This window comes from Streptomyces sp. NPDC029956 (genome assembly GCF_055574655.1).
Map to the genome: position 1 here is coordinate 244506 of NZ_JBVHZJ010000001.1, position 13608 is coordinate 258113.

Annotated in this window: 9 protein-coding genes; 3 read left to right on the forward strand and 6 right to left on the reverse strand. The window is 74.6% G+C overall.

Annotation, left to right across the window (positions count from 1 at the left end; all coding sequences use genetic code 11):
* Positions 1-55: 55 nt before the first annotated feature.
* The 3 genes from ACZ4XX_RS00920 to ACZ4XX_RS00930 form a co-directional block, all read right to left on the reverse strand.
* On the reverse strand, positions 56-1192 hold the full coding sequence (locus tag ACZ4XX_RS00920) for a sulfite oxidase (protein ID WP_468505860.1): 1137 nt from the start codon (positions 1190-1192) through the stop codon (positions 56-58).
* 114 nt (positions 1193-1306) lie between these two features.
* Complete coding sequence (locus tag ACZ4XX_RS00925; protein WP_468505861.1) at positions 1307-3457, reverse strand: ATP-binding protein; 2151 nt, start codon at positions 3455-3457, stop codon at positions 1307-1309.
* Positions 3458-3737: 280 nt separating this feature from the next.
* Positions 3738-5324, reverse strand: coding sequence for a molybdopterin-dependent oxidoreductase (locus ACZ4XX_RS00930; RefSeq protein ID WP_468505862.1), 1587 nt, complete (start codon positions 5322-5324; stop codon positions 3738-3740).
* 181 nt (positions 5325-5505) lie between these two features.
* Between ACZ4XX_RS00930 and ACZ4XX_RS00935 the strand changes: the two genes are divergently transcribed.
* Positions 5506-6501 carry a MerR family transcriptional regulator gene (locus ACZ4XX_RS00935; RefSeq protein WP_468505863.1) on the forward strand — a complete coding sequence of 332 codons (996 nt, stop codon included), beginning with the start codon at positions 5506-5508 and terminating at the stop codon, positions 6499-6501.
* 224 nt (positions 6502-6725) lie between these two features.
* On the opposite strand, the gene ACZ4XX_RS00940 is transcribed toward ACZ4XX_RS00935, so the two are convergent.
* Positions 6726-8099: a cryptochrome/photolyase family protein gene (locus tag ACZ4XX_RS00940; protein ID WP_468505864.1), complete on the reverse strand. Its 1374-nt coding sequence runs from the start codon at positions 8097-8099 to the stop codon at positions 6726-6728.
* Positions 8100-8178: 79 nt separating this feature from the next.
* The gene (locus tag ACZ4XX_RS00945; protein ID WP_468505865.1) at positions 8179-9957 is read right to left on the reverse strand and encodes an SDR family oxidoreductase; all 1779 of its coding nucleotides are present in this window, start codon (positions 9955-9957) and stop codon (positions 8179-8181) included.
* Positions 9958-10101: 144 nt separating this feature from the next.
* On the opposite strand from ACZ4XX_RS00945, the gene ACZ4XX_RS00950 reads away from it, so the two are divergent.
* Positions 10102-10599, forward strand: a complete 498-nt coding sequence (locus tag ACZ4XX_RS00950) for a MarR family winged helix-turn-helix transcriptional regulator (RefSeq protein WP_468505866.1) — start codon at positions 10102-10104, stop codon at positions 10597-10599.
* A gap of 136 nt (positions 10600-10735) precedes the next feature.
* Positions 10736-12865: an MMPL family transporter gene (locus ACZ4XX_RS00955; protein WP_468505867.1), complete on the forward strand. Its 2130-nt coding sequence runs from the start codon at positions 10736-10738 to the stop codon at positions 12863-12865.
* Here ACZ4XX_RS00955 and ACZ4XX_RS00960 read toward each other — a convergent pair.
* Positions 12858-13487 (reverse strand): fasciclin domain-containing protein, encoded by a 630-nt coding sequence (locus tag ACZ4XX_RS00960; RefSeq protein ID WP_468505868.1) that lies wholly within the window; start codon positions 13485-13487, stop codon positions 12858-12860. The genes ACZ4XX_RS00955 and ACZ4XX_RS00960 overlap by 8 nt on opposite strands.
* Between the last annotated feature and the right edge of the window lie 121 nt (positions 13488-13608).

A 13608-nucleotide genomic window follows, 5' to 3' on the forward strand; every position in this document is an offset into this window, starting at 1 on the left:
AGCACAGAAGCCGGACTGCGGGGTGAGCGGTGGGTCGGGGCGATCCGGGAGCCCCTCAGGGACCGCGGGTGCAGAGGACCTCGACCCGCTGGACGAGGTTGTTGGCGAATCCGCCGCGGTTCCAGGCCTCGACGAGCGGCTGGACGTTGCCCTCGGCGTCGGTGGCCCGCACGGTCAGATGACGCAGGCCCGGGGTCGCCGTCCAGGTGGTCCGCCAGGCGGACCAGGCCCAGGGGTGCGCGGGATCCCGTACGAGCTCCGCATCGGTCCACGCCGCCCCACCGTCCTCGCTCACCTCGACACGGGTGACCGGCCCGTGGCCCGACCAGGCGCGGCCGGTGAGCGGGACGGGGCCGGGGCGGACCACGCGGGTCCTGGACATGAAGTCGGGGAATCCGGGTGGCGTCATCAGGGCCCGGGGCGCGATGAGGGTGACGGGCGTTCCCGGCTCCTCCGGCGCCTGCCGTACGCGATAGGCCACGGCCTGCTGGAAGCCGGTGTACGGGGTGTCGGTGAGCGTGATGTCGTGGAGCCACTTCACATGGGCCATGCCGTACCAGCCGGGGACGACGAGCCGGAGCGGGCTGCCGTGCTGCGGGGGCAGGGGCGCTCCGTTCATGGCGTACGCGACGAGGACGTCCCGGGCCGGGTCGGCGGCCGTCGTGAGGGGGAGGCTCCGCCGGTAGTCCTGCTCGACGCCCCGCTCCACCCCGTGGTCGGCGCCGGTGAACACCGCCTCGACGGCGTCCTCCGCGACACCCGCCTCGGCGAGGAGCGCGGCGAGGGGGACACCGGTCCAGTCGGCGGTGCCGACGGCCTCGACGAGCCAGGGCTGGCTGACCGGCCGGGGCGACAGCCGGGCCCTGCCGTTCCCGGCGCACTCCAGGGTGACCCGTCGGGTGACGGACGGCCGGGAGCGGAGCGCCTCCAGGCCGAGGTCGAGGGTCCGCAGCACGCGGCCGCCGACGGTGAGCCGCCAGCCGTCGGCGGAGGTGTCGGGGATGTCGTAGTGGACGAGGACGTAGTGCAGCCCGGGCGGAGTGACGTCGTACCGCAGCGCTTCCAGGGGCAGTCCGTGATTGCGGGCGGCGAGGGCCAACTCCTGTACGGAGACGCCTTCGTCCGGCCCGGCCACGCGTCCCGGTGTGCTGATGTCGCTCAGACCGCTCAGGGATCCGTCGGATCCGTCCATGCCCTCATGGTGCGCCGCGGCCCGGCGTCCGGCACCTCGGCGCGGACGGGTCGGGGACGGGGCGCGGACGGGCCGTCCCCCGGTGGGGGGCGGCACACTGCCCGGTGTGCCGTCTCAGGTCCGGCGGGGGCCTTGCAGGGCTCGGTCCAGGCCGTCCTGAGGCAACCCGGTCAGGGCGCGTACGAAGATCTCCTCGTAGGCCGGTTCGCCGATCGTGGCGCGGGCGGTGTCCGTGTACTTCTCGTGCAGCGCCCGCAGGCCGGGCAGGCCGCGACGTGGCTGGCCGGTGGAGCGCCAGTACGCCTCCCCCGTGCCCGAGACGTCGGCGGCCCGCTCGCCGTCACCGGCCGCCGCGAGCGCCGTGGCGAGGACGTCGAGCCCGAGCGCCACCCCCAGGCTCGCGCCGAGTCCTCGCGTGCCTTCGAGCATCGCGCGCGCGTGCCCGGCCGCCGTCACCGGGTCGCCCTCCAGGAGGCCCGTGAGGGCGAGCTGGTACTCCAGGGCCGTCCGGGTCCAGTGCTCGTCCAGCTCCTCGCACAGGGTCCGCAGGGCCAGCGCCCGGTCGCGGGCCTCGCCGAGCCGGCCGAGTCCCGTGAGGGCGAACACGCGGACGAGGTGGCAGCGGAGCCGGGCCGCTGAGTCGGCGGGGCCGCCCCGGGCGGCGTCGAGGACATGGCCCACGACGACGTGCGCGGCCATCGGACGGCCCGTCGTCAGGGCGAGGAGCCCGGCGAGGGCGGCGGCGTCGAGGGTCAGGTCACCGGGACGACCGTGGTCGCCGGCGCCGTCGGCTTCCTGCATGCCGTCCGCGCCGTCCAGGCCGTCCCTGTGATCCGTGTGATCCGTGTGATCCGTGTACTCCGTGTACCGGGCCTCCCGGGCGCAGCGCTCGCTCACCTCCTGCGCGGGACCGAACTCCCCCTGGAGTACGAGGGTGACGCCGAGCGCCCACAACGCGCGGGCCCGGATGCGGCCGCGGGCCCCGCTCAGCAGCAGGGCCTGTTCGAGGCCGTCGCGGGCCTCGCGGAGACGGCCCCGGCAGGACCAGGCGAAGGCGACCGACCCGATGAGGTCGAGGGCGGCGTCGGGGTCGGTCCGCAGCAGCCGGTCGAGAGCGGTGCGCAGGTCGGTGTGGTGGGCGTCGACGGTCCGGTACCAGCGCAGCTGACGCGCGCCGTGCCATTCGTTCTCGCCCCGGCGCGCGAGCCCCCGGAAGTGGGCGGCGTGCCGGTCGGCGACCGTTCCGGTCTCGCCGGTCCGGTCCAGCCAGGTCGCTCCGTACGCGCGGATCGTGTCGAGCATCCTGAGCCGGCCGCCCGCGTCCGGCGGGCGGACCACGGAGGCGCGGACGAGGCCGTCGAGGGCTCCCGGCAGGGTCGCCCGGTTCAGCGGGCCGCCGATGCACACGGCGGTCGCCGACGCCAGGTCGAAGGGGCCGCGGAAGACGGAGAGCCGGGCCCAGAGAAGGCGTTCGAGCGGGGCGCTCAGCTCATGGCTCCAGCCGATGGCGGCCCGCAGGGTCTGGTGGCGGCTCGGCCACACCCGCTCGGTGTGCGCGAGCAGCTCGAAGCGGGCGGAGGGCGGGGCGTCGAAGCGGGTGCCGAGCTGGTCACGGACGGCTTCGGCGCCCTGGAGGCGGATCTGGGCGGCGGCCAGTTCCAGGGCCAGCGGGATGCCTTCGAGGCGTACGCAGATCTCGCCGGCCGGGCCCGCGGCGGTGAACTCCTCGCCCGCGGCCCGGCGGAGCAGCTCCAGGGCGTCGACCCCGGCGGGCGGCAGCGGGTCGAGGGCGACGACCTGCTCCCCCTCGACGCCGAGGGGGCGCCGGCTGGTGGCCAGGACGGTGAGTCCCGGGGCGGCGGCGAGGAGTTCGGCGACGAGCCGGGCGCAGGGCTCGGCGAGGTGTTCACAGGAGTCGAGGACGAGCAGCAGCCGGTCGTCGGAGAGCCGCCGGCAGAGTCCGGTGGTCGCCATGCCGGGGGTGTGGTCGGAGAGGTCGACCGAGTCGGCGACGAGAGCGACGAGGAGCCGCTCGCCGTCGAGCGGGCTGAGGTCCGTCCACCAGGCGCCGTCGGGGTACCGGTCGGCGGAGTGGTGCGCGGCGCGCAGCGCGAGCCGGGTCTTCCCGACTCCCCCGACGCCGGTCACGGTGACGAGGCGATGCTCCGCCAACGCGGCGGAGATCCGCTCCAGTTCCGTGCGGCGTCCCACGAAACCGGGGTTCTCGTCCGGCAGATGTCCACGCACGGGAGCAGTCTCCCTCATGAGAGCGACGAACGGGTGGTCGGCACCGGTTCGTTACGCTGCCCGGACCGGAGCGTCGCCACCTCCCGACCGTCACGATGCCGCACCCCGGGCGTCACGGCTACCCCCTTCCACCGTCACGGCTCCTTCACTTCGGACATGGCCCTCCTTCACCTCGTACGTGGCGGCTCGTCCGCCGCGGACGCGCGGGCTCATCCGCCGCGGACGCACCGGCTCTTCCACCTCGGACGCGCGGGCTCATCCGCCGCGGACGCACCGGCGTACGCCGGCGACCTGGCGGCTACCCCCCTTCGACCGTCACCACGACCGAGTGCCAGCCCTGGGCCCCGTCGGGCATGGTGTCGGTGCGCTCCTCGGGCTGGGTGGCGCCGGTGCCGTCGGTGGCGCGGACGGTGAGGGTGTGGCGGCCCGGGGTCGCCTGCCACGGGTACAGCCACTGCCTCCAGGTGTCACTGCTGTCCTCGGCGGCGAGCCGGGCCTCCTGCCAGGGGCCTTCGTCGATCCGCACCTCGACCCTGCGGATGCCCCGGTGCTGGGCCCAGGCGACCCCGGCGACCATGACGGTGCCGGCGGCGGGCCGGGCGAAGGCGCGGGGGGTGTCGATGCGGGACTGGGTCTTGACGGGTGCCTGGGCGGCCCAGCCGCGCGGGACCCAGTAGGCGTCGTAGGCGGCGAAGGTGGTGAGTTCGATCGACTCGATCCACTTGCAGGCGGAGACGTACCCGTAGAGGCCGGGGACGACCATGCGGACGGGGAAGCCGTGGGTGAAGGGCAGGGGTTCGCCGTTCATGCCGAAGGCGAGGAGGGCGTCGCGGCCGTCCATGACCTGCTCGACCGGGGTGCCGATGGTCATGCCGTCGACGGAGCGGGCCACCAGCTGGTCGGCGGGGCCGCCCTGGGAGGGCGGCCGGACGCCTGCCTCGCGCAGGAGGTCGGCGAGGGACACCCCGAGCCAGCGGGCGTTGCCGACGTACGGGCCGCCGACCTCGTTCGAGACGCAGGCGAGGGTGATGTCCCGCTCCACGATCCGCCGGGTCATGAGCTCCGGCAGGGTGACGGTGAGTTCCTCGCGGACGCCCGTGCCGTGGACGCGCAGCCGCCAGTCGTCGGCGTCGACCCGGGGGACGACGAGCGCGGTGTCGACGCGGTAGAAGTCGCGGTTCGGGGTGACGAAGGGGCTGATGCCGGGGACCCGGAGCTGGGCTCCGGCGGGCACGGGGGGTGCGGGGGACGCCGGTCGGGGCAGGCGCAGGGCCGCACGGGAGGCGGCGGCGTTCTCCTCGACGGGGCTGCCGACCGCCCTGGCGAGGGCGGCCGCGCCGGTCGCGGCGAGACCGGCGGAGGCGGCGACGACCAGGAAGGTCCTGCGGTCGGCCCGGGCGGCCGCGGGTCCCGTCCCGGCTCGCCGGGTGAGGATGCCGGTCAGGGCGTACAGCAGGGCCGCGCCGACGGCGCCGCCCACCAGCGAGGGCACGGCGTCGAGCGCGGAGCTCGAGTCGGGCCGTGTGACGGCCGCCAGGGCCCCGAGGACGCCGAACGCGCCGACCAGCGCCGAGCCGAGCAGCCGGTGACGCAGCGCGAGGAGCCCGATGCCGACGGCGAGGACCCCGAGGACGACCAGGATGCCGAGCTGGAGAACGGCCTTGTCGCTCTCGCCGAACTCACGGATCGCCCATTCCTTGACGGCCGCCGGTGTCCGGTCGACGACGGCGCCGCCGACGGCGGTCACCGGGCTCGCCTCGGGCCGCACCCAGAAGGCGGCGAGGTCCGCGACGGCGAGGGAGACGTAGCCGGCGATCAGGCCGCCGACGGCCGCGAGGAGTCGGTCCGTGCGGGTGGGCTCGCCCGGGGGCTCGGAGAGGGTCATGCTCCTCATTCGGCATCGACGGCGCCGAGGATGGGCCGATTCACCTGGAAGGTGGACGGCGATCGGGTTCCGGTGCCCGGCCGCCGTTCGGAGTACGGAACTCCCTGACGGGCACCACGGCTCCGTCCCGGCCCGGAGGCCCCCACCCTTCGCAACGGTCGTGCGTCGTATCGTGGGCCCCATGACCGAACCCTCGCCGGGGCTCACCAGCGGCGCGGTCGCGCGCCGCCTGGGTGTCGCGCCCACCACCCTGCGCTCCTGGGACCGGCGCTACGGCATCGGCCCCGCCACCCATGAGAGCGGCCGGCACCGGCGGTGGAGCCCGGGCGACATCGCCGTCCTCCAGGAGATGTGCCGGCTGACGGCGTCCGGGGTTCCTCCGGCGGAAGCGGCCCGGGCGGCCCGGGCCGGAGCCGTACCGGCCGCGCCCGTCCCCGCGCCCGGGGAGGCGCCGGCCCCGTCCGCCGCCCGCGGACCGGTCCTCGGCGACGTGCGCAGGGAGCTGCGGGGCCTGGGCCGCGCGGCCGTCAGGCTGGACTCGGCGGCCATGGACGAGCTGCTGGACGCCGCGATCGCTCGGCACGGTCTGGTCACCGCCTGGGAGGAGGTGCTGGCGCCCGCCCTGCATGCCGTGGGCCGCAAGTGGGAGACCTCGGAGGACCGCTACGTCGAGGTGGAGCACCTGCTGTCCTGGCACGTCTCGACGGCGCTGCGCCGGGTCGGTCCGGCGGGCCGTGCCGGGATCTCGGAGGCGGGCACTCCTCCGGTCCTGCTCGCCTGTGTGCCGCACGAGCAGCACACCCTCCCGCTGGAGGCGCTCGCCGCGGGACTGGCCGAGCTCGGGATCCCCACCCTGATGTTCGGGGCGGCCGTGCCGCCGGAGGCGCTCGACCAGGCGGTCCGCAGGACGGGGCCCGCCGCGGTCGCGCTGTGGGCGCAGGCACGTTCGACGGCGGACCACCCGCTCGCCCGCCATGTCGCCGACACCTCGTGGGGCGTCAGGGGGGCCCGGTCCCGGACGGCGGTACTCCTCGCGGGTCCGGGCTGGGCGGGCCGGACGCCCGGGCCGGGGACGGTACGCCCCGCGGGTCTGCGGGAGGCCCTGTCGCTGCTGCACGGTCTGTGCGCCGCCGCACGGGACGGCGAGGGGGCCACGGCCGCTCCGGGAGACTCCTGAGCGGACGCCTCCCCGTGCGGACCTGGATCCGTCTCGCGGTCCCGGTCCTGGATCCGTCACGCGGTCCGGCGCGGAGCTGGATCCATCACGCGGTCCGGTGCGGACCTGGATCCATCACGCGGTCCGGTGCCGGACCTGGATCCATCACGCGGTCCGGTGCCGGACCTGGATACGTCACACGGTCCGGTGCCGGACCCCACCGGCCGGTCCCGTCCCGGGCCCGCTCAGTCCTGGCCCCGGGCCTGCCGGAAGCGGGCGAGACCGTCGGCGAGGTCGACGACGGGGTCCGGGTAGTCGTATCGGGCCCGGTCGAGTCCGGGCAGCTTCCACGGCTCGTGGACCGCGGGGCCTTCGATTCCGGCGAGCTCCGGCACCCATCGCCGTACGTACGCGCCGTCCGGGTCGTACCGCTTGCCCTGGATCACCGGGTTGAGCACCCGGTTGGGGCGGCTGTCGGTGCCTGTGCCGGCCATCCACTGCCAGTTGAGCTGGTTGTTGGCGACGTCGCCGTCGACCAGCAGGTCCAGGAAGTGCCGCGCTCCCTCGCGCCAGTCGATGTACAGGGTCTTGGTCAGGAAGGAGGCCGTGAGGAGCCGCCCCCGGTTGTGCATCCAGCCCTCGTGGGCGAGCTGCCGCATCGCGGCGTCGACGACGGGGTAGCCGGTGCGGCCCTCACGCCACGCCCGGAGGTCGGCGTCCGCCTCCTTCCCGCGCCGCCAGCGGTCGTGACGGGTCCGGTAGTCGTCGGCGGCGGCGTCGGGGCGTGCGGCGAGGACCTGGTGGTGGAAGTCGCGCCAGCAGAGCTGGCGTACGAACGCCTCGGCGCCCGCCCCGCCGCGCGACCGGGCCCGGTGGACCGCCTCGGCCGCCGAGACGGCGCCGAAGTGGAGGTACGGCGAGAGGCGGGACGTCGCGTCGCCCGCGAGGTCGTCGTGGCCTTCCTCGTACGTGTCGACGCCGCGTGCGAGCCATTCGGTGAGCCGCTTGCGGCCCTCCTGTTCACCGCCCCCGGCGAGCCCCTCGGAGACGGTCCCCACGTCCGGTCGGGCCGGCAGGTCCTCGGAGCGGACGCTCCCGGGCGTCCGGACCACGCGCGGCGCCGCGAGCGGCTCGCGCAGCCGCTCGCGCGACCAGCGGCGGAAGTAGGGGGTGAAGACCGCGTAGTGGTCCGAGCCGCCCGGTGTCACGGCGCCCGTGGGCAGCGCGGTGACGACGGCGTCGTGGACGTACAGGCGCCGCCCGTCCGCCTCCAGGGCCCGGCGGAGCCGGTCCTCGCGGCGCCGGGCGAACCCGCTGCAGCCGGCCGCCATGTGGACGTCGTCGGCGTCGGCCTCCCGCACGACCGCGCACACCTCGGCGACGGGGTCGCCCGAGCGCACCACGAGCCGGCCGCCGCGCTCGCGCAGTCCGCCGTCGAGGGCGGCGAGGCAATCCGCGAGGAACGCGTCCCTGTTCGGCGCCGCGTGTCCCGCGCGGGCCACGGCCGGATCCCGTACGAACAGGGGGACGACCTCGTTCCCCCGACCCAGCGCGGCGCGCAGCGGGGGATGGTCGTGGACGCGGAGGTCCGAGGTGAACAGGACGACCGAGACGTTCATGGCACCGCTCCTGGCATCGGGTCACCGACCGGCTCGGCGAGACGCCTGTCCGGTGGGTCGCTGTACTGACGTGCGGAGGTCATTCGCCCTGCGGCGGCGCGCCGGATGCGGGGGACGGGGCGGAGCCGGACGAGCCGGACGACGGGGCGGAACCGGACGAGCCGGAGGGGGATGACGGGGCGGAGGGGGATGACGGGGCGGAGGTGGACGACGGGGCGGAGGTGGACGACGAACCGGACGCGGACGACGAGCCCGGTACCGGCGTCGGGCCGGACGCGCGTGCCGAGTCCGACACGGGTGACGAGTCCGACGCGGGTGACGAGTCGGAGCCCGTCGAGGGGCCGGCGGTGGCCGCCGCCTCGCTCGCCTGCGCCGTCAGCGCGATGTTGCGGGCCATGCCGCCGAAGACCACGGCGTGGAACGGCGCGACGCTCCACCAGTAGGCGTGACCGGCCAGTCCGTGGGGGTGGAACAGGGCCCGCTGGCGGTAGCGGGTCGTCCCGCTCCCGTCGCGCTCGGCGTACATCTCCAGCCAGGCCAGGCCGGGGAGCCTCATCTCGGCGCGCAGCCGCAGCAGCCGGCCCCGTTCGATCTCCTCCACCCGCCAGAAGTCCAGGGAGTCGCCGGCTCTCAGGTGCAGGGCGTCGCGCCGGCCCCGGCGCAGACCGACGCCTCCGACGAGCCGGTCGACCCAGCCGCGGACGGCCCAGGCGAGCGGGAAGGAGTACCAGCCGTTCTCCCCGCCGACGCCCTCGACGACCCGCCACAGCGCCTGTGGTGACGCGTCGACGGTGAGTTCGCGCTCGTCGGTGTAGAGGCTGCCGCCCGCCCAGTCGGGGTCGGTGGGCAGCGGATCGCTCGGCGCGCCGGGCAGCGACGCGGAGGACCAGCGGGTGGTCGTCCTCGCCTCGCGGACCCGTTGCAGGGCGAGAGCGAGAGCCCGGTCGAAGGGGAGCGGGGCGTCGGGCGGGTCCGGCACCCAGTCGGCGATGTCGTGCTCGTCGCAGACGACCTCGTGACGGAGCGACTCCGCCAACGGGCGGGCGATGGACCAGGGCACCGGGGTGACCAGTCCGATCCAGTGGCTGGACAACCGCGGGGTGAGCACCGGCACGGGGAAGATGAGCCGCCGGGGCAGTCCGGCGACTGCGGCGTAGCGGCGCATCATGCTGAGGTACGTGAGGACGTCGGGGCCGCCGATGTCGAAGGTCCGGCTGACCTCCGCGGGCATCCGCGCGCTGCCGACCAGGTAGCGCAGGACGTCCCGGACGGCGATCGGCTGGATCCGGGTGCGGACCCAGCTGGGGGTGACCATCACGGGCAGGCGTTCGGTGAGGTACCGGAGCATCTCGAACGAGGCCGAGCCGGATCCGATGATGACGGCGGCGCGGAGCACGGTGGTGGGAACCCCGGATTCCAGGAGGATGCGGCCCACCTCGGCGCGTGAACGCAGGTGCGGCGAGAGCTCCTGGTCGGGCACGCCGTGCGGGGTGAGGCCGCCGAGGTAGACGATGCGGCCGACACCGGCGGCTCGGGCCTGCCGGGCGAAGTTCTCGGCCGCCGTGCGGTCGGTTCGCTCGAAGCCGCGCCCGGCGCCCAGGGCGTGCACCAGGTAGTACGCGACATCGACGTCGCGGAAGGCGGGGACGAGGGTCTCGGCGTCGGTGACGTCGCCCTGGACGGTCTCCACCTCTCCGGCCCAGGGGTGGTCGCGGAGTTTCGCGGGGGTACGGGCCAGGCACCGCACCCGGAACCCGGCCTCCAGGAGTTCGGGGACCAGGCGGCCGCCGATGTAGCCGCTGGCGCCGGTGACCAGGCACAGCGGTCCCGGGGCCTCGTGCCCTGACGCGTCGCTCATGGATCTGCTCCGTTCCCTCGATGGAGGTCCGCCGGCGGTGCAGGTGCCGCGCTCCCCCACCGGCCGGGGTTTCGGCCTCCACCTGTTCTCTTCCCGGGGTGCGGCCGCCGCGGATGCACCGGCGGGCTTCTATAGGCTGATCGTGTGGCCAGTACAGAGGAACCCGAGACCGGTGGGACCGCGCCGCCCGCGCGCGTGCCGGGTGATGCCCTGAGCTTCGCCCGCGCACTGCGGCGGACGAACGGTGAGATCAACCGGCTGGTCCATGGTTTCGCGCTTGCGCAGGGACTGCATCCCACGGACGTGCAGGCGCTCTCGGTCGTCCTGGACAGCCCGGAGCCGCTGACGCCGGGCCGGCTGCGGGAGCACCTGGGGCTGACCTCCGGAGCGGTCACGGCCTGCCTCGACCGGCTCGAACGGGCCGGGCACATCCGCCGCTCCCGGGAGAGCGCCGACCGCAGGGTCGTCCATGTGCACTACGTGGAGGGGGCGAAGGCCGCCGCCCGCAGCTACTTCATGCCGTTGGCGCAGGCGGCGGAGCGGGCCCGGCTGCGGTTCGACGCGGAGGAGCTGGCTGTGGCCGTGCGCTTCCTGGACGCGTTGAACGAGGAACTCGGCGACCTGCCCGTCCCGCGCCGCTGACCCTCCCCCCGGCGAGCCGTGGGCACCCCCTGCTGCCGCGCGTGACCTCTCCGTGCTTCAATCTCTCTCAATCATTGAGATTCTTTCTCCTTGAGACACTTCCTCCGTGTCGAGAGACCCCTGCCCTGGAGTCCGCATGCCCCGCCCCACACGATGGGCCGCCCGTCTGCTGCCCCTCGTCCTGCTCGTCCTCTGGCTCGCCGTCGGCGGCGGGCTCGGCCCGTACGCGGGAAAGCTCGGTGAGGTCGCCACCAACGACCAGGCCGCCTTCCTCCCCCAGAACGCCGAGTCCACCCGGGTGATCGAGGCCCAGCGGGCCTTCCGCCAGGACGAGACGCTCCCCGCACTCGTCGTCTGGACCGCACCCGGCAACGCACCGATCGGCCCCGAGACGCGCGCCGCCGCCACACGCGCGCTGGCCACGCTCACCGGGCAGCCCGGTGTCGTCGGTACCCCGACCCCGGCGCTCCCCTCCGAGGACGGGAAGGCCCTGCGCGGAGTCGTACAGCTCCGCCCCGACCTCGGCGAGGAGCTCACGCCCACGCTCGCGGAGATCGACCGGGCGGCCTCCGCGGTGCCCGGGACGACCGTGTGGCTGGCCGGTCCCGCCGCCACCCAGGCCGACCTGTCGGACGCCTTCGCCGGCATCGACGGGCTTCTGCTCGTGGTCGCCCTGGTCACGGTGCTGCTGATCCTGCTGCTCGTGTACCGCAGCGTGCTGCTGCCCCTGATCATCATCGTCGGCGCGGTGCTCGCGCTCGCCCTGGCGTGCGCCGTGGTGTACGTGCTCGCCGACCACGACGTCGTCCGGGTCGACGGGCAGGTCCAGGGCATCCTGTCGATCCTGGTCATCGGCGCCGCCACCGACTACGCGCTGCTCCTCGCCGCCCGCTACCGCGAGGAGCTCGCCAGGCTCGACGGAGAGCGCGTCCCCGCCATGCGCGCGGCGCTGCGCCAGTCCGCCGGTCCCATCACGGCCAGCGCGGCCACCGTGGCCCTCGCCCTGCTGGCTCTGCTGTTCAGTGATCTGACCAACAACCGCGCCCTCGGTCCGGTGGGTGCCATCGGCATCGTCTGCGCCGTCCTGAGCACGCTGACGTTCCTGCCCGCCGTCCTGGTCCTGCTCGGCCGTGCCGCGTACTGGCCCTCCCGGCCCCGCCCGTCCGAGTCCGAGGGCGGCGGTCACGGGATCTGGCGTCGCGTGGCCGCGCTGGTGGACCGCGCTCCCCGCAAGGTGTGGGCCGCGACGCTCGCCGGACTGCTGGCCTGCGCCGCCTTCGCCCCGGTCCTGGAGTCCAAGGGGGTTCCGCTCGACGAGATCTTCGTGAACGACGCCCCGTCCGTCGCCGCCCAGGAGCAACTCGGACGGCACTTCCCCGGCGGGGCCGGCAACCCGGCGATCGTCATCGCCGACGCGGACGCGGCGGCCCGGGTGACCGCGGCCGCCGAACGGGTCGAGGGAGTGGACTCGGCCGCGGCCGTCACCGCCTCGGGCCGGCCGGGGGCCGGGGCGCCGCTGGTCGTCGACGGACGGGTCCGGATCGACGTCACCCTGACCGACGCCGCCGACAGCGACGCGGCCAAGGCGGCGGTGGCCCGGCTCCGCACGTCCGTGCACGCGGTGCCGGGGGCGGACGCCCTCGTCGGCGGGTACACGGCGCAGCGGTACGACACCCAGCGGACCGCCGAGCGCGACCGGATGCTGATCGTGCCGGTGGTGCTCGCCGTCATCCTGGCCATCCTCGTGCTCCTCCTCCGCTCGGTCGTGATGCCGCTGCTCCTCGTGGCCACGGTGGCGCTGAACTTCTTCGCCACCCTCGGGGTGTCGGCCCTGGTCTTCGGCAACGTCTTCGGCTTCAGCGGCACGGACTCCTCCGTCCCGCTCTACGGGTTCGTGTTCCTGGTCGCGCTCGGCGTGGACTACAACATCTTCCTGATGTCCCGGGTGCGGGAGGAGTCGCTGCGGCACGGGGTCCGCGAGGGCGTCCTGCGCGGACTGACCGCCACCGGCGGCGTCATCACGTCCGCCGGTGTGGTGCTGGCCGCCACCTTCGCGGCACTGGGCGTCATTCCGCTCGCCTTCCTGGTCCAGATCGCCTTCATCGTCGCGTTCGGCGTCCTCCTGGACACCCTCGTCGTCCGCTCGCTGCTCGTGCCGGCGCTCGTACGGGACCTCGGCCCCGTCGCGTGGTGGCCGGGCGAACTCAGCCGGGGCGCGACGGGGCCGGAGGGTGGTGCCTCAGCGGAGAACGCCTCCGCTACTTAGGCATCAGCACCGTGTCGATGATGTAGACCGTGGCGTTGGCCGTGGGGACGTTGCCGCAGACCACCTTCGCGGACTCGTCGACCGTGTAGGACTCACCGGAGCCCTGGGTGGTCAGCCTGCCCTTCTGGAGGGTCTCGAAGGAGCCGTTCTCCAACTGCTTCGGCGCCAGCTTCTGGCCCACGACGTGGTACGTGAGGATGTCCGTCAGCATCGCCTTGTCGGCGAGGACCTTGTCCAGGTCGGCCTTCGGAATCTTGGCGAAGGCGGCATTGGTCGGCGCGAACACCGTGATGTTCTCCGCGTTGTTCAGCGTGTCGACGAGCCCCGCCTGCTTGACGGCGGTGACCAGCGTCGACAGCTCGGGGTTGTTGGAGGCGGCCGTGGCGACCGGGTCCTTGGCCATGCCGTCGAAGGAGCCCGCGCCGTCCTTCGGCACCGAGGCGCATCCGGGGCCGAAGGGGCCGGCGGCCGGCGTGGCGGTCGCGCTCGACTGCGACGAGGCCGCCGCGGGTGCCGCCGCTCCGTCGCCGCTCGCCTCGGCCGAACAGGCCGTCAGGCCCAGCGGCAGCAGCACGGCGGCGGTCACGGCGACGGTGGCGCGACGGAAGGTCTGGGTGCTCATGATCACTCCTGGGGATACGGGTCCACCGGCCGGCGACCCTCACGAGGCATTCGGTGCGCACCCGCGTCCGGATGCCTGCGTGCACCCGAAAGAGTGACGAGGATCGACCGACCCGCCCCAC